Origin of the sequence: Vibrio sp. G-C-1 (assembly GCF_021728015.1) — a bacterium.
Taxonomy (GTDB): domain Bacteria; phylum Pseudomonadota; class Gammaproteobacteria; order Enterobacterales; family Vibrionaceae; genus Vibrio; species Vibrio splendidus.
Genome location: NZ_JAKKCR010000002.1, coordinates 43,904 through 67,322, shown reverse-complemented (window position 1 = coordinate 67,322; position 23,419 = coordinate 43,904). Strand labels below are relative to the sequence as shown.

Sequence of the window (23,419 nt, the reverse complement as noted above, 5' to 3'; positions counted from 1 at the left end):
TAGATAAGAAACCTAGCGAGATCTCGTTAGGTTTTTTGTTTTTGGATACGTCATTTTTAGTTTTAGTGGATTCAATAAAGCAGAAATAGTCCTTGATACCCCCCAAGCTTAACTTCTTTCACATACTCACCAACCTTGCCATTCATATCGACGGGCCTCATTGGCTTGTTTAATGGAATACTGAGTTTCGGTGCCGAATAGAAGTCACGATTTTTACCATAAAAATCGGTTCGATAAAGTACGCGCCCATGCTCAAACTCTCTTGCGAGCACCATCTCTTCTGGGCCGCCTTCTACGATGTTTGTTTCCGAACGATAAAGAAAATAGGTATAGGTTGGTAACAGCTGAACCTTACCGTTTGGCAGATCAGCATGCACAACTTGATGCTTGGTTGAATCGCCGACAATGGTGTAGTCACTGGGTGTTGAGTGTGTGGTCGAAAGCATCAACGGAATGGGCTCTAATGCATTCGGAATCCGGTTGGCTGGAAAGCCTAGGTCGACCTTGAGCAGTTGTGTCGGTCGGTAAGCTATGTTTTTCGGCACACCACTCTTCCAAAAATTCTCTTCGGAAGTATTGCCGCTGCCATACACATAACTGCTATTCCACTGGTTAAAATAACTATGCTGTGGCTGGTAACTGAGGTAATAAATAGCGAGGGTTGAATACTGATCTTGTTGCCAGTTATCTTGGCTGTTACCTAGGTATTGAACGCGCCCATAGCGAGTAGTGGCTTGGAATATAACGTTTGAATCAGTGTTAGCTAACGCTGAGTTATCCCAAAACTTAGACAATCCGGCATAACCACTAAAGCCTGTAGAGGGGAATAAGTAGTGCTCCCTAAAGTACAGGTTTCCTGAGTCAATTAAGTGTGATTGCCCGTTTCGGCCATAAAGGTTGGCGGTTCCAATATTAAGGCCAATTGAAAGCTCATCGTCGTTAGCTGATAACCGTTTGAGAAAGGCTGCGAAGTGCGTTTTGTATTGCTTATCCGCTTTATTAGACCCTACGACAAGACCAAGCTCTTGAATGGTTCCTCCTGAATGAACCTCAAATTGATTGCTGCCAAGGAGTTTGTTGGTATCGTCGTTGTAGGCGCCATTGAGCCCCTGTTGCCCCCAATGTTTGGAATAGTAGTTTCGCATCAACATCAGTAGATCTGGGTTAGCAAGGTTGGCCAATGACCATGATGAGTTTTGGTTCCACATTCGGCCGAAAGGAATGACGCGAGACTCCCAACGAAATCGAGCCGTAGCCAATTTGTTGTTCCTATTTTTATATTCAACAGGTGATAAATAGTTGTCTTGGTCGAGATCGGCTGATTGGTCAAAACCACGGATCTTGCGCCAATGCTTGGTTTCGTTTGGTGGTTGTGAATCTGTCTTTGAAGTCTGCAGATCTTTGAGTACGATTCTCGGGAAATAGTCCTTCAATTGAACTTGATTTAAGCGAGGGCGGATATCATTTGGGTTCCCTTGCCAGCGCACCCTAACAACGTATAAACGCCCGCCATCTCGAATAAACGTAGAACCAAAATACTGACCCCCACCATAACTCTGACCACTTCCATCGTGAGTATTTGCTCTTACCCAGTTAGATGGGACTCGCCAGTTTACGGCTTGGTTTCGGGTCATGTTGTTCGTGTTATCTTCCGTTACAACGACGTTAGACCATGCCGTGACTTTGCCCTCAATGTTTATCGATGATGGATACTCAATCTGAAACTCTCCGCCCTGTGCAAAGTGTGAAAATTCGAATGCTAAGTGATTGAATTTTTCAGAGTGATAAACGTAGAGAGCGCCACCTTTGTCGAAATATTCAAACACATCAGCATCCCAAGGTGGTGGTTGATAAAGAGCAAAGCCCGCGTGCTTTTCATCAGCGGTATAGCCGATAATCATAGGTTTGCGATTTAAAGTGGTATTGGAACCGTGACTCGTATCAGGCTCTGCCAGAATCGTGTCTTCTGAAAAATGTAGGAAAAAATCTTCGTAATCAATGCCATTTCGCTCTGCGGCATTTCTAATTTCGTTTTCTAATTCTCCTGAATTCAGATCCAATTTTTGGTTGTACATATAACCAATCGCGCTGACGCTTTCGTTATCATTTTTATCGGCGTAAGCCCCAAACACTAAGTCACTATTGTTGACCTCCCAATCGATCACCTCTCTGGCTGATAAGGGGGAGCCATGTAAATTGAACCCATTCTCATGTTGGCTTGGTAGCACAATGGTATAGCTTGCCAAGCTGGTGTTTGAAGACACAAGGCATGTGAAGGGAAGGGCCAATAGTAGTCGAGTACGGTGTTTTTTCATCAAGCTTCCTAGTCACAATGGGAGCGATTTAATATCAGCCAAATTAAGCATCTCACGCTATGTCAGTGTAGCAAAGTACGGTATTGGGGTTCGGTGTACATCGGGAGGTTAGCTCGAATAGATATCAGCATATAGCTTCTAACTTGACAGTTTGGAGGTTACTAACAACTATTAAGTTGATGATTTTAAATCCGTAATCCATTGGTTCACCTAAGGTGAATGACTAAGGAAGTAGGTGCGGGTGTTTTATGATGTTCAATATGACTGAACTCGATAAATAAGGAGGGGATGCCCCTTATGATGTCTTTACTGTTTTTGTTATTACTTGTAGCGATGATATGTGCTTTTTTTGGTACAAAGACCGCTGCGTATGGCTTTTTCGCTAGCTCAGTGATCCTAGGTTTGTATTGGTTTAACCATCATGCTACCGATCCACTATCGATCTTATTGTAAGGAGTTAGCATGAATCGAAATCAATTAACTCTCTTGAATACACTTGGCTTGCTGGGTATGACAGCCGTTTTGTTGATCGGCTTTATTCTTCAGTTTGTTCTTAATGAGTTGCCTTGTCCGTTATGCTTATTACAACGTATTGGCTTTGTGATGGTGGCGTTTGGCTTCATGTTGAATGTGGTTTATGGGCCTCAATCTCGCCACTATGGCATCGTCCTAATTGGTGCTTTATATGGTGTTGCAACCTCCCTAAGACAAGTTTCCTTGCATGTAATTCCCGGAACACCGGGCTACGGCAGTCCTATTTTGGGAATGCACTATTACACATGGGCATTTGTACTGTTTGTGGCGACGATTCTTGCTGTGTCGGTTATTTTGATGCTGACCAATAAGACCGAATCTCATGAACCTTACAAGATGGGTAATTTCGGGCGGATTGTGTGTCTTCTGGCAATCGCGGTGGTGGCCTTGAATGCTATTGCTACGTTTGTGGAGTGTGGGCCATATCAGTGTCCGGATAACCCGGTGAGCTATTGGTTACTTAATCAAGGAGCGAGTTAGAAAAATGGTGCTTTGAGAGAGCGATTAAAGAACAACTGGCAAAAGAAAAGCCACAGCGTTCGCTGTGGCTTTGTCGTTAGTGTTGTGGAGTTTATTACCGTCAGCAATTAGTTAGAGTGGTGCAATCCATTCCAAACGATGTCGCGGTAACGTGTTTGGTTGGTGTCGCCTTCCGTGCTGAAGAGCATGATGGTTGCGTCTTCATTTAAGCCTAGAGTGTCACGCGTTGCTTGGTCTGCGCCCTCTCGACAAAGTTGGTAAAGAAGACCTAGTGTAATCGCACCTGACTCACCGCTGATGATTTGGCTGTCACCTTGTAGTGGGTTACCTAGAACACGCATCCCGTTTGCTGAAATACTGTCATCAACCGAGATAAAGTAGTTACTACAATCACGCAATACTGGCCATGTCACTGGGTTTGGTTCTCCACACGCAAGGCCCGCCATGATTGAGTTCAACTCACCGGTTACGTTGACCATTTCGCCTTTCTCGCCTGAGCGGAAAATACAATCTGCGGCTGCTGGCTCTGCAATGATGGTTTCAAATGTATCTGCGCCTAGCTTGTCTGCAAGGTAGCCTAATATGCCGCCTGCCATTGCACCTACGCCAGCTTGTAAGAATACGTGAGTTGGAGCGCTAAATTCTTGCTCTTGAACTTGCTCGACGGCTTCGTCTGCCATGGTCATGTAACCTTGAGAGATCCATGTTGGGATCTCTTCATAGCCATCCCATGCTGTGTCTTGAACTAGCATCCAACCGTTGTCTTGAGCGGTTTGGTTCGCCATGCGTACCGTGTCGTCGTAGTTAACTTCCGTCACGATACACTCTGCACCTAAACCTTGAATGCGGTTAACACTGGCTTGAGACGAGCCTTTTGGCATATAAACCACAGCTTTTTGGCCCATTTCACGAGCCGCCCACGCGACACCAGTGCCATGGTTACCCGCTGTTGCTGTCGTAAATACAAGTGGCTTATCCAGTTTTGAAGCAACGGTTTTAAGGTTGATCTCAGAGATGTCGATACCAAGATGTTTTGCCAGTTGACGACCTAGAGCGTAAGAGCCACCTAGCACTTTAAATGCATTCAACCCAAAACGCTTAGATTCGTCTTTTACTAGGATCGCTTTAACACCAAGGTGATTAGCAAGATTAGGAAGAGAGACAAGTGGCGTTGGTTGGTAACCTTCGATCTGACGGTGAAACTCACGCGCTTGTTGCGCTTGAGATGCAGTGAATAGCTCGCAAACTTGTCCAGTGTAAAATGAATTTTTTGATAGTTTTAACATAGGGCACACTTAGATACAGGCAGAGGAATTAAAGGCCATCAAGCGATGTTCAATGACCTTACTTTGTCGTTAATAACATTACATAGTTATTTTTTGCTATACGCAGTCACTAAAAGCAATACGTGATTACTTGATGTAAGCGATCGCTTCAACTTCGACTAGTGCGTCTTTTGGCAAACGAGCGGCTTCAACACAAGAGCGTGCTGGCGCGTTCTCTGTACCAAATACTTCCGTGTACACCTCGTTAAATGCAACGAAGTTTTCCATATCAGATAGGAAGCATGTGGTTTTAATAACGGTATCCAGTGAACCACCACTTTGTTCCAAAACTGCTTTTAGATTTTCTAGTGACATACGAGCTTGCTCTTTGATGCCACCTTCAACAAACGCCATTGTTTTTGCATCAAGCGGTAATTGACCTGAAGTGAAGATTAGGTCTTTGAATGCCATACCTTGAGAGTAAGGGCCGATTGCTGCTGGTGCTAGATCTGTATGGATTTTTGTTTTCATTTCGTTTCTCTTTATATGATTTCTATGCTCTAAACTCGCGGATGTATTTGTAAATAGCGTGGCGAGTAATACCAAGACGCTCAGATACGAATGCTGTCGCCTCTTTTAATTCGAAAATACCGTTCTCAAGCAACTGCTTGGTAATGGCTTTGTTTCGACCTTTTAAGTTGACTGACTCATCGTTGTCGACTTCAAAAATAGCGTGCTCAAGCGCTTGCTCAATCACTTCTGTTGTTGAAGCTCCAAAGTTCTCATGCACACCCACAGGGGCATGAGCCATGTCTGGCATTAAAGTTTTTATGATCTCAGGAAACGGGTGAGACAAGTTCATATTGATACAGAACAGCCCAATTGGTTTGCCATTTTCTCCAGCTAGTACACAGGTCGTAGACTTAAGTAACGATCCATCTTTGCTGGTGGTGAAGTAACTCTTTGGCGTGACCTCACCAGTGCTCTCAAACACACTCAGCATCTTCAGCCCCAGATCGGTGATAGGTGACCCTACTTCTCGACCCGTGTGGTGTCCGTTCACTATCTTCACTACCGACTTTTCAAAGCTCTCGAATGAATGAATCACAACCTCACAGTGCGGACCAATAAAGTCGGCAATGGTTTCGGCTAAGCGAAAGTTCAGTGCGAGATGCTCTCTGTCATTGTCGGTGAATTCTACGTTAAACGATTTATATGCTGATGCGTTCATTTTAGACCACTGTTGTTAACTTTAATTGCCTTTCATTATCTTTGGTTACTCGATGTATTTCAAGTTGCCAATTAACTTTATGTAACTATAAGACTATATATCCGCTTCCTACACAAGCCTAAAGTTACAAATAAGTACCTAAAATTGATCGTAATCAACAATATTTCCAGTTTTAGATGCTTTCTGGTCACTATAGTTAACCCTAAGATCTTGGTCACATTATTTAACTTAAATGTCAGTAAGATGCTCACCGTAACGTAAACAAAATTGAACTATAGGGTTGGTTACTGGTTGTGAAGAGCAGCAGAAGTGCCTACCTAAATACAATAATTAGAGGTTCCAATGACTAACTACCTAAACCGCGGCTTTGAACAAGCTGAGTTTGAACACAGAACATCACGCGCTCAAAAAGTCATGCATGAGATGAATCTGGATGCGATGATTTTCACAACCGAACCCAACGTTCGCTACTTCACTGGCTTCCACACTCAGTTTTGGCACAGCCCAACTCGTCCATGGTTTGTCATCGTTCCTGCAGAAGGAAAGCCGATTGCGATTGTTCCTGAAATAGGAGCAAGTGGTATGGCGGGAACATGGGTCGATAACATTATTACTTGGCCTTCTCCTCGTCCTGAAGATGATGGCATTAGCTTAGTAGCTAGCGCATTGAACTCTCTGCCTTGTCGTCATGGCCGAGTAGGCGCAACGCTGGGCATTGAATCTCACCTACGTATGCCTGTGAACAATTACTTGAAATTAACCACCATGGTTAAGAAAGACTTTGTTGATGTGTCTTTAGCAATGCATGAACTTCGTCAGATCAAGTCACAAGCTGAAATCGAGAAAACACGTGAAATCTGCCGCATTACCAATGTTGGGTTTAGCAAGATCCCTCAATACGCAAAAGCCGGCATGACCGAGCGTGAAATCTGTAAACAGTTCCGTATCGATATGTTGTTAGAAGGTGCGGACGAATGCCCTTACATCATCGCAGGCTCAGGGCCAGATGGTTATGACAGCATCATCATGGGCCCAACTGATCGCATCATTGAGCCAGGAGATGTGTTGATCATCGATACCGGTGCTGTACGTGATGGTTATTTCTCTGATTTCGACCGTAACTGGGCATTTGGTCATGCAAGTGAGCAAACCAAAGCGGCATACCGCGCTACTTACGAAGCGACCACGAAAGGCTTTGAGGCTGCGAAACCGGGCGCAACCACGACTGACATCTACAACGCGATGTGGGGAGTATTAGAAGCCAATGGTGCATTGGGCAACGACGTTGGTCGTCTTGGTCATGGTTTAGGTATGGAGCTGACAGAGCGCCCGTCTAACACGGCTACCGACAACACAGTACTTAAGCCGGGTATGGTGATGACATTAGAACCGGGCATGGTTTACGCACCGGGTAAGTCAATGGTTCACGAAGAGAATATCGTGATTACTGAAGACGGCGCTGAATGGTTAAGCAAACGCGCAGAGCCAGAACTGATCATTATTTAGCTCAAAACTTAACACCTTACAAATTTAACACCCTACAAAAGCTGGCTCTGGACTCCAGAGTCAGCACATAAAAATTATAAAAATACGAGTTTCTCATGCAAACAATAGAACAGTTTCGTCAATTTGAAATCCCATTACAGCACGTTCAGGCCCCAAGAATTGGTCGAGTTCATATCGGTTTAGTACAACTAAGTACTGACCACTCTTTAGAGATGGACTGGGCAAAGTTACTGGGTACACAAGCGGGTGTGTTTAGCTCCCGCGTTTATTACAGCAGCGAGATGACACCAGAAGCGCTCGACCAAATTGCGGTTGGGATCAGTGAAGCATCAGATTTGATTGCTACGGGCTTACCGATGGATGTTATGGCGTTTGGTTGCACTTCAGCTTCTATCATTATTGGTGAAGAAAAAGTAGCAAACCTTCTTACACAAAATCGCGGTGATATTCCCGCAACGAATCCATGGACAGCCGCTCAAGCTGCATTTAAGCACTTGGGTGCAAAGAAAGTTGCCGTGTTTTCCCCTTATCCAACAGAAGTGAATTTCCCTCTTTATCAACAACTGACTGCCGCTGGCTTTGAAGTTCCTGTTTTAGGTTCACTTGGCATTGAGAAAGACACTGACATTACCACGGTTTCAAAGGAATCAATGATGGAAGCATTAAGCGAAATGCTGCCTGATTCTAGTGCCGATGTTGTATTTATGTCTTGCACCAACCTTCGTGTTCTTGACCACATTCAAGAGATTGAAGATCGATTTGGTATCCCTGTCGTGTGCAGCAACTCTGCGATGTTCTGGCATTGCATGCACCTAGTCGGCAAGACAGCTCAGTGTCCAGGTTACGGACAATTGCTAAATCAATAGCAACCAATGAAAGGAATTTAAAGATGAGTAATACAGTAAAAGGTTGGATCGCGGCCATTTTCATTGGCCTGCTATGGGGTATTCCATGGATCGTTGGAACACCAATTCTAGAAGTAATGGATGCACAGGTCTTGGTATGGGTTCGCTATACCGTAGCCTTCATTACCTTATTTGTGATTATCCAAGTCAGTAATGCGATGGGTAAACCACAGAAAAAAGTCGACTTTAAGCTTAATTGGGCAAATCGACACGACATTTTCTGGGCAGCATGTTGCGGCATTATTGGTCAAGGCGCTTTCAGTTTTTTATCGTTCCTGTCTCTTGACTACATCACTGCTTCAGAAAACGGCGTAATCCAAGGGCTTATTCCAATCATTATCTTGTGTGTTGGTTTCCTTCGTCATGGTGAACGTTTTACTCCAATGCAAATTTTGGCGGCGGTTGGTGCGTTCGCTGGTGTCGCTATCTTGGTAATGGATCCATCTGTTGAAGGCAGTGGTTTCAACATTGGTCACTTGATCTGTCTTGGTAGCGCGGCGAGTTTCTCTACGATGGCTTACGCTCGTGCGAAACTTGCTGAGAAATATGGCTCAGTGGCGACGATGTACCACCAGTTCATTTTTGCGGCAATCGGCTTTGGTCTTTATCTACTCGTTGTGGGGGCGGATTTCTCTACAGCACTCGGTATTTTCAGTTCTCCACTTCGTATGGCTTGTATTGCAATTCTGGGTGTGGGTATTTCAGGTATCAGCTACCTAATCTACATCTATGCAATGGAACGAGTCGGCGTAGACGGAACGGGTATGGCACTTAACTTGATGCCTCTGTCTTCTTTCGTACTGGCTGTATTTGCCCTCGGTGAAGCGGTAACGCCAATGCGACTACTAGCGATTGCGGTCGTTATTGGCTCAATGATGCTGTTCATGAAGTTTGGTAAGGCGAAGAAAAAAGCGCCTCAGATGAAAACAGCGACAAACGCTAACTAACCGTCAACCACGATACAAATTACAAGTAATAAGGCGGTGTGCCGCACCGCCATTATCGAAAAATTATGGAAGATAGAAAGATGAACACAACAAACAGAGACACATTTTTAGGATGGACTGCCGCCATTGCCGTTGCCTGTATCTGGGGCGTAACAGGGGTGGTCTCTAAGCCGCTTTCTATGGCTGTTGATCCGATGACATTGGTATTTTTCCGCTACGTTACCGCGGTAATTGGCCTATCAATCATTTTCTTTTTTACATCACGTAGCAAAAACTTAAGTGCAGACTTAGGTTCTTCATTAAAGATCGATACCAAAGACCTTGGACGTATTGCGCTTTGCGGCATCGTGGGACAAGGGGTTTTCTCACTTTTTAATTTCCTTTCTCTTTCTCATATTGGTGCGACTGAAAACGGTGTTATCCAAGGTATGCAGCCGTTCGCGACAGTCTTCTTCGGTATGATGTTTATGAACTTCCGTATGAACAAGATTCAGTGGGGCGCTTTCATCGCATCTGCAGTTTGTATTTACGCAATGAGTGTCGGGCCAACAAACACCATTGAAGGCGGTACTCCGCTGCTGGGTTATGTTTACGTGACATGCTCGATGCTGGCTTTAGCGTGGACGGCACATTTACGTGCTAGCTTAGCGGACAAATACGGCTCAGTGGTTTCCATGCTGTACCAATACATTTCGGTTGCTGTGATGGGCATTATCGTTGTGTTGACCATGGGCTTGGACTTGTCTCAGATTTACATTATTTTCTCTAGCCCGCTGTTGATTGCACTGCTTATTTTCTTAGGTACAGGCATTTCTGGTGGTAGCTACTTGATTCAATTGTATTCTTTCAAGCGTATCGGTGTAGAAAAGGCAACGATGGCATTAAACCTCATGCCTTTGGTTGGCTACTTAGTGGCAGTTGTGACACTTGGTGAGCAGATGGCCATGGGGAAAACCATTGTCGTTTCATTGATTGTCGTAGCACTTTACGTGTTCACTAAGTTTGAAACGAAGCAAGAAGAACAGACAGCAGAAAACTTAGCTTGCGATAAGAAAGCAACGCCAGAAGCGAGCTAAGTGATGAAATCAGTGACTAAAGGTTGGATTGCAGCAATTAGCGTTGGTTTGCTATGGGGCTCTGAGGCTGCTTTAGCTACCTTGCCACTGCAAACCATTGATGCGCGATTGTTAGTGTGGCTGCGCTACATGATGGCATTCTCGGTTTTATCTTTAGTCCTGATTTTTGGTTCAATACGTCAAACCAATACTCAAACTAAACCGAAACTTTCGTTCAGTTGGGCTAATCGAAGCGATTTATTTAAGTTATTAGTGTGTGGTGTAGTAGGCCAAGGTTTATTTAGCTTCTTGTCATTTCTATCACTCGATTATATTTCGCTATCGGAAAACGGAGTCATTCAAGGTCTTGTACCGATTGCAATCTTGGCTATTGGGCAAGTTTTCTATGGTGCACGCTTTACGCGTATGCAAATTGCGTCAAGTGGGATTGCTTTGATTGGAGTGAGCATATTGGTTCTTGCTCCGCCGTTTACTTCGGAAGATAGCGGTGTGAACATTGGCCATCTGATTTGCTTATTGAGTGTGTTGAGCTTTGCATCTGTCACCCACTTACGGGCTCATTTGGCAGAGAAATACGGTGCAACTCGCACCATGCATTATCAGTTTGGTTTCGCAGCTGTTGGTTTTTTCATTTATTTATTGGTGTCAGGTATAGATGTACCCAGCCTGCTACTGGTGATGCGCCATTCTTGGTCACTTCTATGCATTATGGTGCTAGGAGGTTTGGTATCAGGTCTGGGCTATATCGCGTATATCTACGGCATAGAACGTGTGGGAGTTGAAGGCAGCAGCATGGCTTTAAACCTCATCCCTATGTCAGCATTTTTCATTGCTGTTTTGGTGTTCGGAGAGCCTATCACCCCCTTGAGGGCGATGGCGGTTGGCTTAATCATCGTAGCTATGATGCTATTTGCAACCTCCAACAAATCTCGCGAAATGACATCCAAAACAGTATCAACAAATTAATTTTAAGTATTTTATTTATTGGAGTTTCCATGACTAACACTGCCACTGTCACAGAATGGCGTCGCCATCTACATCAGTACCCTGAGTTTGGTACTGAAGAGTTCAAAACCTCTGAATTTGTTGCGAATAAACTCGAAGAGTTCGGCATTGAAGTTCACCGTGGTATTGGTGGAACCGGTGTTCTGGGAATTTTAAAAAATGGTACAAGCGATCGCTCGATTGGGTTACGTGCTGACATGGATGCCCTGCGTATTCATGAAGAGAATACGTTTTGTCATGTTTCTAAACATGATGGCGCGATGCATGCTTGTGGTCATGACGGGCATACAGCTATGTTGTTGGGTGCCGCGCAAGAGCTAGCAAACAGCAAGCAATTTGATGGCACCGTTTACTTCATTTTCCAACCCGATGAAGAGCGTGGTACAGGCGCCAAAGCGATGATCGAAGACGGCCTATTTACTCGTTGGAATATGGATGCGATTTACGCAATGCATAACCTACCGGGTATTCCTGAAGGTAAGTTTGTGACTCGCCCCAATTCATTAATGGCGAGTGAAAGTAGCTTTGAAATTGTTATCAAGGCTACGGGTGGTCATGCCGCTATGCCACACATGGGAACTGACCCGATTGTAGTTGGAGCTCAGGTTGTGACCGCCTTACAAACCATTGTTTCACGTAATTTGAGTGCAATTGATGAGACGGCGGTTATCTCAGTGACTAACTTTGTTACTAATGGCACAGTTAACGTGATTCCTTCGCAAGTGACCATTTCAGGTGATACTCGTAGCTTCACGGATCAAGCGTTACACAAGATTGAGAAAGCGATCGAGCGTGTCGTTGCGGGTCAGTGCATGTCAGCAGGCGTTGATTATCAATATCATTTTAACAATAGCTTTCTATCAACAATCAACACGCCGGAAGAGACTGCTTACGCAATCAAAGCAGCACAAGCGGTTGTTGGTGAAGAGAATGTGAATGGAGCTTGTGAACGCTTCACCATCAGTGAGGATTTCTCGTTCATGTTACGTGAAGTGAAAGGGTGCTATGTGCTAGTTGGGAATGGTGTTGGTGAATGTGGAGGCACTGCGCTTCATAACCCACACTACGATTTCAACGACAATATTCTGGAGCATGGTGTTGGGTTCTGGAAGACGCTTGTAGAGCAACAATTGTCACAATAGATAGATGAAAAAAGAGCGAGAGGCAAGCTTCTCGCTTTTTTTGTATGCGTTGTATTCTCAAATCCCGCTAATGCTTTGGGCTAGCGACTGATCTGCTTAACGATTTACTTGCTCAACAATCTCTCTTGTTAGGCGTGCAATCTCATCCCACTCTTTGTTTTCGACGAGCTTCTTATCCACCATCCAAGTGCCACCACATGCCAATACCTGAGGAACGGCTAGGTAGTTGCCAATGTTTGATGGCGTGATACCACCAGTAGGCATCAATCGAATATCGCAATAAGGTCCGACTAACGACTTAACCATATTGATACCGCCAGACGCCTCAGCAGGGAAGAACTTCAAGGTTGTTAAGCCCATCTCTAATGCCGCTTCAACGGTGCTTGGATTGTTCACTCCAGGAATGATATCGATGCCGATCTCTTGGCATGCTTTAACTGTGTTTGGATTGAATCCCGGTGATACCACAAAGGTTGCGCCTGCTTCTTTCGCGGACAGTGCTTGTTCACCATTCAAAATCGTGCCTGCGCCGATCAGCATGTCAGGCTGAGCTTGGCGAAGCAGTCGGATAGCTTCAACAGCGGCGTCTGAACGGAACGTAATTTCAGCGGCGGGAATGCCATTCTCAGCCAAGACTTTACCGAGTGGAATAATATCTTCTGCGTTATCAATTGCGATAACAGGGATGACTTTAAGTGCTTTTAGCTGTTCGTTAATTGTAGACATGTGTACTTCTTAATATCAGTTTGAAAGAGTGTCTGTGATGGATTTTGGGATGATTGCACCATGATGTTGAATCACCAATCTGGCTAATGCATTACCTTGGTGGCAAGCTTCTTCAATAGAACCTCCAGCGAGATAGCAAGATAAGAAACCACCGTTAAAAGAGTCGCCAGCAGAGGTGCTATCGACCACAGTCTCGACAGGTGTCGTTTTGATTTTTACTGGCTCATTTTCGGGGTTTTCGCTGATCAAGCAGCCTTCAGGACCAAGCTTCACAACAACGGTTTTGACGCCGAGTGCATGCAATCTTTTTATGGTGTCTTGTGGGTGTGCGTCTTGCCACAAAAGTTGCTCATCGTCGAAGGTAACCAAGGCGACATCTGTAGCTTTATAGCCCAATAGATAGCATTCTTTGGTTGCGTCTTCTGAGTCCCATAACTTTGGTCGATAGTTACTATCAAAGGCGATGGTAACGCCACGTTCATGTAGGCCTTGAATGATAGTGAGTAACTTTAACTGATCGCCATGTGGCAATATCGCGAGAGAAATACCGCTCAAAAATACCATATCAACATCGCAAAGTTGGGCGGTTATCTTGTCGAAATCTGGGTGCTGTACCATGTAGCGAGCCGCGGAGTCATTACGCCAATATAGAAATGTGCGTTCGCCAACATCGTCGAGTTGAATCAGATACAGGCCTGGCGAGCGCTGTTCGTCGATAAGCACTAAATCGGTTGATAACCTTTCATCTTGCCAACGCTTAAGCATCTCTTGGCTAATGGAATCTGCTCCAAGAGCCGTGACGTAACTGGTACGAATCCTAGGAGTATTTGTCGAACTGGAATGGCTGGTGGCACTTCGGTTCAAATACACAGCGGCATTGAGCGTATCTCCACCATAGGTTTGTTGCATGGTTCCGAATGGAGCGCCGTTCAGCTCAATCATACACTCGCCGATAATCGCAATATGGCTCATAAGTGGCCCTTACAGAAGAATGGGTATTGCTAGCTATAAATGATGGAACGTGGCTACAAGGAAGGTAGCCACGTTGATTCTGTTCCCAATAGGTTGGGAGGAAGTGTTACTTGTTGTCTAGCTTTACGAACAACAGTGTTAGTACGTAAGACAGTACAAACACACCAACCACACCCATAATCGCTTGGATAAAGTTCTGCGTACCGCCAGCAAGGTAAGCTGGCAAGCTGAAGACAGAAGAAAGAATGTAGCTCGTTAAGTGAGTATCGATCGTTACCGAGATAGCGCCGAAAACACCTGCCGCCAAACTCGCGGTCATCATCGCTTTGGTGTATTTCGTTAGTACACCAAATAGAGCCGGCTCCGTGATGCCTAAGATAGCGGTAACACTTGAGCCCATCGTGATTGAAGATTGCTCTTTAGAAACTGTTTTACGTTGCTTGTGCCAGATAGCCATTGTCGCGCCAGCAATTGCCATGTTACCTAAACACATGATCGGCATTAGTAAATCCTTACCATACAGAGCAAAGTTGTTCAGGCTAATCGGCGTCATGCTGTGGTGAATACCAAACACAATCGTAATCGGGCGAGTTAGACCAAACACAAAGCCCGTTAACGTAGGAGATATCTCCAGTAGCGAGCTCATTACCCAACCCGCGCCGTTACTTAGCCAGATACCAGCAGGGCCAACAAATGATAGCGTGATGGTCGAAGTTACCGTAAAGGCAAGCAGTGGTGTAAATACAGGCTTCGCAGAAGAAGGAACTAGACGGTCAACTAACGGAGTCACTTTAGACAATAACCAGATTGCTAGAATCGCAGGAACAATTGCGCCGCCGTAGTTAAGCAGTTCAATCGGTATAACGCCTAACACCGTCAATTCTGGTACCGCGCCAGCATCTTTGAGGAGTACTGCTTTATCGACTAGTTTGGGTGCCAACATCGCTGAAGAGACAGCCAGCGCAATATATTCGTTTACTTTAAATACTTTGGCTGCAGAGAAAGAAACCAGCATAGGTAAGAAGAAGAACACAGCAACAGAGATTGAGCGGAAGAAATAAACTGTGTCTGAGGTTTCAGAGATAACATTGGTCGCAATAAGACCAGACAACAGGCCCATCAACATACCAGCGCCAGCAATTGCAGGAACGACAGGGCCAAAGATGCCTGCGACAATACGCATCACGCCCTGGAACAGCTTGCCTTTCTCTAGCTCATCAGCCGGATTAGCGTCAGCTTGTTGAGTGTTTGATAGCGCGTTGAACCACTTCTCGACCTCAACACCGATGATGACTTGGGTTTGGCCTTGTTGAAGTACCACACCTTTCACATCAGCGATCTGCTTGATAGCCTCTTCGTCTACCAGAGACTCGTCTGCCAATTTGAATCTTAGTCTTGTCATACAGTGCGTGAGACTCACGATATTATCTTCACCACCAAGTGCAGTGACTAATAACTGTATATTTTCTCTGAAATTTTTCTTTTTAGACGATGACTTAGAGTTATTCATAACAGCATCATTATTTTCAAAAATTTGCATACTACACCTGTTACTGGGATATATTTAACTCCAGTAATCATATCGATAACTTATTTAAATCCAATGGGATAAAAAGAGACTTCAATCACACTTAAAATTCGAATAAATTATTTTCGACCGTTTTGGGCCAATTGGTATGTTTTGTTTATCAAAAAAAAACACTAAACGTACCAATTATTTTTGCATGAAATTTAACGCTTGAAATGTGCTTTTTAACACGGTTAGATAATAAGAGTTGAAGTTAGTTTAGGTTATTTAATTGTGAAAGAAACTATTATATCCGATATCCATTGTATTATTACCAAGCCAGATAGGCATAACCTCATCACGGTTGTTGTTGAAACCAATGAAGGTGTGACAGGCTTTGGTTGCGCGACCTTCCAACAACGACCGCTTGCTGTAAAAATAATGGTCGATGAGTATCTAAAACCTCTTCTAGTTGGTAAAAATGCCAATAATATTGAAGACTTATGGCAAATGATGATGGTCAACGCTTATTGGCGAAATGGCCCTGTTATCAATAATGCAATTTCCGGTGTTGATATGGCACTGTGGGATATTAAAGCCAAATTAGCGGGTATGCCGTTACATCAATTATTTGGTGGTAAGTCTCGTGATGCTATTCCTGTATACACACACGCGACTAGCGACACAATGGAAGGTATTTATGAGTTGGTGGAATCTTTCCTAGACAAAGGTTACAAGCATATTCGCTGTCAGCTTGGTTTCTATGGTGGTGTTCCAACCGATTTACATACCACTCAAAATCCGACTGAAGGCTCGTACTACGACCAAGATCAGTACATGGACAATACACTGACAATGTTTAAGTCGCTTAGAGAGAAATATGGTAATAAATTCCATATTCTTCATGATGTTCATGAGCGCCTTTTCCCAAATCAAGCAATACAATTTGCCAAAGAAGTTGAGCAATATAAGCCTTACTTCATTGAAGATATTCTTCCGCCAAACCAAACGGAATGGTTGGATAACATTCGTAGCCAAAGCTCGGTTTCATTGGGTTTAGGGGAGTTGTTTAACAACCCTGAAGAGTGGAAGTCTTTGATTGCTAACCGCCGCATTGATTTCATTCGTTGTCATGTTTCACAAATAGGTGGCATTACACCTGCGCTTAAACTCGGACATTTATGTCAGAACTTTGGTGTTCGTATTGCATGGCACTGTCCGCCAGACATGACGCCAATTGGCGCTGCGGTAAACACGCATTTGAATGTGCATTTACACAATGCCGCTATTCAAGAACATGTCGAGTACAACGAGAATACGCACAAAGTATTCCCGAATGCCGCAGAGCCTATCAACGGTTATTTGTATGCATCGGAAGTCGCCGGGATCGGCGTAGAGATGGATCGAGAGGTTGCAGCCGAGTTTCCTGTGATGTACCGCCCTCATGAGTGGACTCAAAGTCGACTACCAGATGGCTCAATTCATACGCCATAGTCTGTTGTTTCAATCAAATTTAGCCGCACTAGCGGCTATTTTTATCTCTGAAATTCATGCTCTCGTTGTTAAAAGGCGTGTGATAAGTGCATTGATAGTTGATGTCGATAATGTCACTGACGATGAACAATTCGCCAGAGGTAAGGAAGCCACGGTTGGTGATGTTCATTGCCGCGACATTCTTCTTACAGCCCAGTAAATCGGCATCATCTTTGGATACGTTGATGGCTTGATAAGTCGTTAAGTAACTGTCGATCTCTAAGCCTTGAGCGAGTGCGTGTTTTTGAAGCGAACTTTCGATGATGTCTGTGTTCATTTCATGAAAGATACTGACAGGTATTTTTGTTTCTTCAATTTGAACGACTTTATTATTAATTAACCTAAGACGTTTGATCTTCCAAATATATTCATCGTCACGTAGAGAAAATATTTGTTGTTCGTGGTTGTTTGGTAACGCCTTATTTAATTGAATCTTTTTATAAGATATTTCTTCAAAGCTGTTTTCAGTAATCGAGTTATAAACTAGAGGGGTTCCAATCAAAGATGTATTAACAAAGTACCCTGAGCCCACCTTAGATGTCACCATGCCAATCGCTTCTAGCTTGGCTAGCGCTTTTCGAATAGTAAATCGAGATAAGCCATATATTTCAGAGAGTTCCCTTTCTGCAGGAAGCTTATGATTGATACTGTTTTGACAGATCTTGCTAACAATATCTTGGACAACTAATTCATATTTTTTCATTCTAAAAACTTAAAAAAGCACTCATGGTGATTAAATTATAGTTAACTAAATCAGATACTCAGCGCATTCCGAACTAGCCGTAATTCTAACATAGAAGGCCGATTAGATGATGGGATATAGGGTGTTTTGGAGGGCGAATTCGAGGGTTACTTCTGGGTGTGTGACTTCATTCTCTTTCTTCGATATATAGCGGCTGAATGAGGATGTTGTCTACAAGATGTTAAATAAAAAAGCACGCCCAATAGGACGTGCTTCGAATGCTTGAGCTTTGTTAGTTACGAGCTACATCGCTAAGTTTTCATTTCTTAACTTGGTTAGTTCTTTTAGGCGTTTTGCATACTCTTTTTGGAACTTGTCGGGGTCTGCGCCTTCAGAAACTTGAGCGTAAACTCTCATCTTGTTACCGCCGTAGATCTTCGCAAGATCATCATTGCTGTAGCCTCGTTTCCACAGTTCATCGGTGATGGCTGCAAGGATCTTCGCCAATTCACCATTGCCCGTCGCGCCTTTGTTGAACGCCTCGATCATGTAACCACCATCGTCGTACATTTTCGCGTTCTTGGTTGCGAAATCAACCACCATGTCAGTTGAGAACATGTCATCGGTGGCGATACCTACGTGGTCAACGCCGACCAATTTTACGTAGTAGTCGATCATATCGGCAGCTTGAACTGGAGAGATATCTTCAGGCCAAACGCCGTCCATCATCCATTCCGTGAAGGTTGGAGCAACGTAGCCTCCTGATTTAGCTGCGCGTATTGCTTCATCATCAGGAATGGCACGGTAACAGCCTTTTGGTGTCGCATTCGCTTCGTTTTTGTATAAACCGGCAGGCACAGAGTGGGTGTATACAAATGGCACATCAGGGTAGTTTTCTTCCATATAACTCATGGCATCGTTAGCCGTTTTTGAGCCTGTATGGCTGAGATCTAGAATCACCTGATACTTGACCATCGAATCGATAACAGACTCTCCCCAAGATGTTAAGCCGATGTCTCTGCCATTATATGCAGCCAGTTGTCCCGAACCTGTTCTGAAAATGTCGTTATAAGACAAGATCATGCTTTTGAGACCCATGTCTTTAAGAATCGCCATCTTGGTGACATCTTCTTCCAAAATTGTCGCAGTTTGGCTATTCCATAGAACGGCAGTCTTTCTTTCTGTATGGGCTTTTTCAATATCGTGATTAGAGTGGGCAACGATGAACTTATCAGGTTGTTTTGCCATCACAGAACGATGCTTGTGATGGTGGAACAAGAAGTCATCAAAGTTGTGGTCGGCAGCAGTAATGGTGTATTCATGCCCTGTAATACCCGCGTCACGTGCACCTTGGAAGTAATCCAATAATTGTTGGTCGTCACTCCAGCCCGCTCCATATGGGCTCGCGAGCATACCAATGACGATCGTGTCTTGAACGAATGTTTTGGCTTTGTCTGATGCTGGCCAAGTTTTGCTTTCAACACTGGCGTTAGCAACACCAAAACTCATTGCTATACTCGCTGCTACTAACGTGATCTTTTTAAACATGAAAACCTCTCAATTATTGGTTTAAGTCCATTTATTCAATATCTATATTTAATAGTAGACCCTGACGGTATCTCGGGATTATTTAAAATTGATAACCCTGTCATACTTTGCAATCAAAGCTGCTCTTGTTGGCTATGTGGTTCACTTTATTAGTGAAAACTGTAAGTGAACCTTGTTAACTTGAGATAATTGTAGCTAAGCTCTGAAATGAAAATGTGCATTTTGCGTCACTAGTTAATATGGAAAAGGATAGAGTGATGGGGCTTGATATTCCTCTGATTGATAAGCGTGTGGTGAACCACTTTCAACAGTGTTTGCAAGAAGATAACTCGCTTGCTCTCGGCCGCTCATTGGTTGCAGATCTGGCGTTAGAAGTGAAACTTCCATTCAGTATGGATACGTCATCGGCTAGCTATGTTCCGTATAACGTTTTTTCCCTCTTCTTACACCATATCAGGGTTAACCTAGGCCCGAATGACTTCATTGTTGTGCTGTTAGAGAGTGCAACCCGAGCAGCTAAAGAACTTCGATTCCCTGCTCTTTCGATGCAAGATTTCCTTGATTCTTTCCCCATTGAAAAGCTATCTGTGGAACAAAGTGGGGCAAAGTTTTCTGTCTCGTTTAAGACGTCAATGCAGTCAGTTAGTCACGTTGAATCTGAGTTGTTTCTTATCGCTTATACTCACGCTTATTTGAAGGCGCAATATGCTGAGCTCGGTAACCCAATTCGATATGATTTAGTGACAACGAAGTCGCAGGCATTAAGCGAGTTAAAAATCCAAACTGAGACACCTCAATACCTTGGGCAAGAGAATATGCGTATTCAATACGATCGGTTAGAAGTGGAACATTTGCTGGAAACCAAAGTGAAGCCCATGGCCGATGCTCGCAAAGTCACTGAGGCTTTGTCGCCATATATTGGTCGAGTCGATATCGACTTAGATACATTTTGCGATTTGATCGGGATTGGAAAGCGTACTATTCAAAGAGCGTTGAATAAAGAAAATACAACCTTCAAAGCGATAAAAGAGACGCTCGCGTTTGATTTCGCTAAGCGGGTTATTTCACAGCAAACCTATACTATTTCTGATGTCGCACTTCACTTAGGTTATGCCGATTCATCGCAGTTTATAAGAGCATTTAAGCGAGTAAATGGGATTACACCTTATCAATGGAAGAAAGGCCATGTTGAGTGATAAACATGGCCTTTCTTAGATTTAGATTGTTGCTGAATTAGTCGCTCTGTTGCTCAGTATTCAAGTGTCGAATCAACTTGGCTGGCGTACCGCCGTATAAGCAGTCTGGTGGTACATCGCTGTTGACCACAGAGTTAGCTGCGATGACTGAACGAGCCCCAATCGTCACGCCTTGGTTGATCACTGAGTTACCGCCAACCCACACATCATCTTCGATTGTTATTGGTAAACAGAAGGTTTCCCATTTACGGCGGCTACGATAATCAAGGGAGTGTGATGGCGTATAGAATTGGGCACTTGGTCCAATTAAAACATTGTTACCGATCTTGATATTCGCACCATCCAACATCACCACGTTCATGTTGATGAAGGTGTCGTCACCAATCTCAATGGTTTTACCAAACTCACAATGAAAAGGGGGCTGGATTAAGCTGCTACTACCAACCTTACCGAATAGCTGCTTTTGCAATGTGTGTTGTTGATCTGGGGTTTGGTGGTTGTTGAAAGCCATTAGCGCCTTTTTTGCATTGGAACGCATGGTATCAATTTCTTGGTCTGCACCATCATACACTTGCCCAGATAGCATCTTTTCCAGTTCAGTTTTATCGCTTGTATTACTCATGCTTGCCCACTTTCCGAGAGTCTCGGTCTAAATGACGAATACTGCAAGATTAGCGATTTTTGGACATAAAAAAAGAGAAAAGCCTCAGCCTTTCTCTTCCTATTTTGTGCTTTAAGCACTAATGCTAAGTGAGCCCAGCTATTCAGCAAAAGGCGCGCTTTGCCAAATTAGATTTGCTCAACGAAACCCATTAGGTGTTGTTTCACTTCGTCTGAAGCAAAAGCGCTGTCGACTGAGTACTTGTAGATTTCTGCGTAGTCTTCTTTTGTTAGGCCGAATGTTTCACACACACGCTTCACTTCGTTGGTCATGGTTGTGTTCGACACAGTACGGTTGTCTGTGTTAATCGTAACAACGATGCCGTCTTTCTTGAATTCAGCAATTGGGTGGTCGCTGAATTTGTGAATACATTTAGTTTGAACGTTACTTGTTGGGCAAGTTTCAAGCGCAACTTGCTTCTCTTTAACGATGTTGTATGCGTCCTCGTTGCCTTGGATGTGAACACCGTGGCCGATACGCTCAGCGTCTAGCAAAGTAACTGCATCGTAAACGTTTTGACCATGCCATTGCTCACCAGCGTGCACGGTAATGCGGTAGCCTTTTTCAAGAGCGTATTGTGTGTACTCAGGGAATTCAGCGCAGAAGCCTGGCTTTTCACCGCCAGCGATATCAAATGCTACAACACCTTTACCTAGGTAAGGTTGACCTGCATCGATCACGTCTTTGATAGAGTCTTTAGGGAACATACGAAGCACAGACATGATGTAGTTGCCTTTGATGTCGTATTTCTCTTCAGCACGCTTCATGCCTTTAACTGCACTAGCGATTATTGCATCAAGAGACAGACCTTTGTTTACGTGCAGGATTGGTGCAAAGCGAACTTCTAGGTACTTAACGTTTTCTAGTGCAGCGTCTTCGTAAAGCTCGAAAGAGATACGTTCAATCGCTTCTTCAGTCTGCATTACTTGTAATGGCAGGCTGAAACAAGCCAGGTACTCATCTAAGTTTTTACAATCTTCTGGCACCGTTAGAGATTGAACAACCGCATCGCGATCTTCAGGTAGTTCGATATTGTATTGTTTTGCTAGGTCAATAATCGTATCTGGACGAACACTTCCGTCTAGGTGGCAGTGTAAATCAATCTTTGGTAGTGCTAGAAAATCCATGAGTATTCCTTAATTCTATTATTATTTGAGCGTGTTAACTCACATGCGCTAAATTTACCAAGACAATGATATGATTTAAAGTGACAATTAATCATCATTAACCTGAATTTAGGGAATATCATGGTAGATGTGAAAAGCTTACTTAAATGCGATATGAATTTGCTGCTTTGCTTACACGTTCTTATTGAAGAACGAAGTGTGAGCAAAACGGCAGATCGACTCTTTTTGAGCCAGTCAGCGGTAAGTAAACAGCTCACTAAACTCAGAGCTTTGTTTGATGATCCGCTGTTTGAGCGAGAATCAAAGGGGTTGTTCCCAACGCCCAAAGCACTCGCTTTGGCACCTAAGGTCCACCAAATCCTACTGCAAATTGAAAAGCTGACCGTTCCCGAAGTTTTTGATCCTAAAGCCAGTGAGCGTACCTTCACTATAGACCTTGTCGAAACCGCCTACACCGCGATTTATCCGCACTTTATGCCGACTGCTCTTGCGGAGGCGCCTCACATTACCATCAACAGCTCAACGTGGAGCAGCGACAGCTTCAAGCGTTTGCTAAAACGTGAAGTGGATTTTGGCATCGGTATTTTTGAGCTGGATGAGCGAGCATCTACCCATGTGCAGTGTATTCCCGATGATCTGGATTACGTAGAACTGTGCTTGGACTATTCTGTGTGTTTGATGCGAAATGACCATCCGGCGTTAAAGGAAGAGTGGAACCTCGACACCTTCTTGAAGTATCGACACATACAGTTGGTGACGGGCGGAGCGGGGGATTGGCTATTGATGGAAGTGCTGAACTCTAAGCAGTTGGAAATCAATAAAGCCGCTAACGTGTCAGACATCACCAGCGCCATTAAATTGTGTAAGCAGAGTGATTTACTGATGTGTTATCCATACAACTCGGTACGTGATTACATTGATAGCGGTGAACTGGTGATGAAGCCTGTTCCAGTCGATTTGGTGCCGGGAGGTCTATTCTTGCTATGGCACAAATACTTCGATTCAGAGCCGAGCCATAAGTGGCTTCGCGATTTGATCATCGAACAGATTCAATAATAAAC

General features: G+C 44.0%; 22 protein-coding genes. 11 read left to right on the top strand and 11 right to left on the bottom strand.

The window, feature by feature from the left end:
* Positions 1-71 precede the first annotated feature (71 nt).
* On the bottom strand, positions 72-2,315 hold the full coding sequence (locus L3V36_RS03460) for a hypothetical protein (protein ID WP_102447281.1): 2,244 nt from the start codon (positions 2,313-2,315) through the stop codon (positions 72-74).
* A 297-nt stretch (positions 2,316-2,612) separates the two neighbouring features.
* On the opposite strand from L3V36_RS03460, the gene L3V36_RS03455 reads away from it, so the two are divergent.
* Together L3V36_RS03455 and L3V36_RS03450 are read left to right on the top strand one after the other, a co-directional pair.
* Entirely contained in the window at positions 2,613-2,768 is a 156-nt protein-coding gene (locus tag L3V36_RS03455) for a DUF5993 family protein (RefSeq protein WP_004732395.1), read from the top strand.
* A gap of 9 nt (positions 2,769-2,777) precedes the next feature.
* Entirely contained in the window at positions 2,778-3,329 is a 552-nt protein-coding gene (locus L3V36_RS03450; RefSeq protein ID WP_102447280.1) for a disulfide bond formation protein B, read from the top strand.
* A gap of 107 nt (positions 3,330-3,436) precedes the next feature.
* Here the strand turns inward: L3V36_RS03450 and dpaL are convergent, their stop codons facing one another.
* From dpaL to L3V36_RS03435, 3 genes are all read right to left on the bottom strand, one after another.
* Positions 3,437-4,615, bottom strand: a complete 1,179-nt coding sequence (gene dpaL / locus L3V36_RS03445) for a diaminopropionate ammonia-lyase (protein ID WP_017082840.1) — start codon at positions 4,613-4,615, stop codon at positions 3,437-3,439.
* Positions 4,616-4,741: 126 nt separating this feature from the next.
* Entirely contained in the window at positions 4,742-5,125 is a 384-nt protein-coding gene (locus L3V36_RS03440) for a RidA family protein (protein WP_004732389.1), read from the bottom strand.
* Positions 5,126-5,147: 22 nt separating this feature from the next.
* On the bottom strand, positions 5,148-5,825 hold the full coding sequence (locus L3V36_RS03435; RefSeq protein WP_004732387.1) for a PAS domain-containing protein: 678 nt from the start codon (positions 5,823-5,825) through the stop codon (positions 5,148-5,150).
* A gap of 342 nt (positions 5,826-6,167) precedes the next feature.
* On the opposite strand from L3V36_RS03435, the gene L3V36_RS03430 reads away from it, so the two are divergent.
* From L3V36_RS03430 to L3V36_RS03405, 6 genes are all read left to right on the top strand, one after another.
* Entirely contained in the window at positions 6,168-7,331 is a 1,164-nt protein-coding gene (locus tag L3V36_RS03430; RefSeq protein WP_004732383.1) for a Xaa-Pro peptidase family protein, read from the top strand.
* Positions 7,332-7,426: 95 nt separating this feature from the next.
* On the top strand, positions 7,427-8,197 hold the full coding sequence (locus tag L3V36_RS03425) for an aspartate/glutamate racemase family protein (protein WP_017082838.1): 771 nt from the start codon (positions 7,427-7,429) through the stop codon (positions 8,195-8,197).
* 23 nt (positions 8,198-8,220) lie between these two features.
* On the top strand, positions 8,221-9,183 hold the full coding sequence (locus L3V36_RS03420; RefSeq protein WP_065680902.1) for a DMT family transporter: 963 nt from the start codon (positions 8,221-8,223) through the stop codon (positions 9,181-9,183).
* Positions 9,184-9,263: 80 nt separating this feature from the next.
* On the top strand, positions 9,264-10,259 hold the full coding sequence (locus L3V36_RS03415) for a DMT family transporter (RefSeq protein ID WP_102447279.1): 996 nt from the start codon (positions 9,264-9,266) through the stop codon (positions 10,257-10,259).
* Between the two features lie 3 nt (positions 10,260-10,262).
* Entirely contained in the window at positions 10,263-11,225 is a 963-nt protein-coding gene (locus L3V36_RS03410; RefSeq protein WP_102447278.1) for an EamA family transporter, read from the top strand.
* Between the two features lie 29 nt (positions 11,226-11,254).
* Positions 11,255-12,406 carry a M20 aminoacylase family protein gene (locus tag L3V36_RS03405; RefSeq protein WP_102447277.1) on the top strand — a complete coding sequence of 384 codons (1,152 nt, stop codon included), beginning with the start codon at positions 11,255-11,257 and terminating at the stop codon, positions 12,404-12,406.
* A 96-nt stretch (positions 12,407-12,502) separates the two neighbouring features.
* Here the strand turns inward: L3V36_RS03405 and L3V36_RS03400 are convergent, their stop codons facing one another.
* The 3 genes from L3V36_RS03400 to L3V36_RS03390 form a co-directional block, all read right to left on the bottom strand.
* On the bottom strand, positions 12,503-13,132 hold the full coding sequence (locus L3V36_RS03400; protein WP_208774548.1) for a bifunctional 4-hydroxy-2-oxoglutarate aldolase/2-dehydro-3-deoxy-phosphogluconate aldolase: 630 nt from the start codon (positions 13,130-13,132) through the stop codon (positions 12,503-12,505).
* A 15-nt stretch (positions 13,133-13,147) separates the two neighbouring features.
* Positions 13,148-14,104, bottom strand: coding sequence for a sugar kinase (locus L3V36_RS03395; RefSeq protein WP_208774551.1), 957 nt, complete (start codon positions 14,102-14,104; stop codon positions 13,148-13,150).
* A gap of 106 nt (positions 14,105-14,210) precedes the next feature.
* The gene (locus tag L3V36_RS03390; RefSeq protein WP_208774553.1) at positions 14,211-15,644 is read right to left on the bottom strand and encodes a PTS transporter subunit EIIC; all 1,434 of its coding nucleotides are present in this window, start codon (positions 15,642-15,644) and stop codon (positions 14,211-14,213) included.
* 261 nt (positions 15,645-15,905) lie between these two features.
* Between L3V36_RS03390 and L3V36_RS03385 the strand changes: the two genes are divergently transcribed.
* On the top strand, positions 15,906-17,105 hold the full coding sequence (locus L3V36_RS03385) for an enolase C-terminal domain-like protein (RefSeq protein WP_208774556.1): 1,200 nt from the start codon (positions 15,906-15,908) through the stop codon (positions 17,103-17,105).
* Between the two features lie 28 nt (positions 17,106-17,133).
* Here the strand turns inward: L3V36_RS03385 and L3V36_RS03380 are convergent, their stop codons facing one another.
* Positions 17,134-17,847 (bottom strand): GntR family transcriptional regulator, encoded by a 714-nt coding sequence (locus tag L3V36_RS03380; RefSeq protein ID WP_208774559.1) that lies wholly within the window; start codon positions 17,845-17,847, stop codon positions 17,134-17,136.
* A 282-nt stretch (positions 17,848-18,129) separates the two neighbouring features.
* A complete protein-coding gene (locus tag L3V36_RS03375) occupies positions 18,130-19,374 on the bottom strand; it encodes a membrane dipeptidase (RefSeq protein WP_208774562.1) in 1,245 nt (414 codons plus the stop codon).
* A gap of 239 nt (positions 19,375-19,613) precedes the next feature.
* Between L3V36_RS03375 and L3V36_RS03370 the strand changes: the two genes are divergently transcribed.
* Entirely contained in the window at positions 19,614-20,570 is a 957-nt protein-coding gene (locus tag L3V36_RS03370; protein WP_237296598.1) for an AraC family transcriptional regulator, read from the top strand.
* Positions 20,571-20,607: 37 nt separating this feature from the next.
* Here the strand turns inward: L3V36_RS03370 and L3V36_RS03365 are convergent, their stop codons facing one another.
* Together L3V36_RS03365 and add are read right to left on the bottom strand one after the other, a co-directional pair.
* The gene (locus tag L3V36_RS03365) at positions 20,608-21,192 is read right to left on the bottom strand and encodes a sugar O-acetyltransferase (protein WP_208774565.1); all 585 of its coding nucleotides are present in this window, start codon (positions 21,190-21,192) and stop codon (positions 20,608-20,610) included.
* 167 nt (positions 21,193-21,359) lie between these two features.
* Complete coding sequence (gene add, locus L3V36_RS03360; RefSeq protein WP_054545970.1) at positions 21,360-22,358, bottom strand: adenosine deaminase; 999 nt, start codon at positions 22,356-22,358, stop codon at positions 21,360-21,362.
* A 120-nt stretch (positions 22,359-22,478) separates the two neighbouring features.
* Here add and L3V36_RS03355 point away from each other — a divergent pair, with 120 nt between their 5' ends.
* The gene (locus L3V36_RS03355; RefSeq protein WP_017075712.1) at positions 22,479-23,414 is read left to right on the top strand and encodes a LysR substrate-binding domain-containing protein; all 936 of its coding nucleotides are present in this window, start codon (positions 22,479-22,481) and stop codon (positions 23,412-23,414) included.
* Positions 23,415-23,419 lie beyond the last annotated feature (5 nt).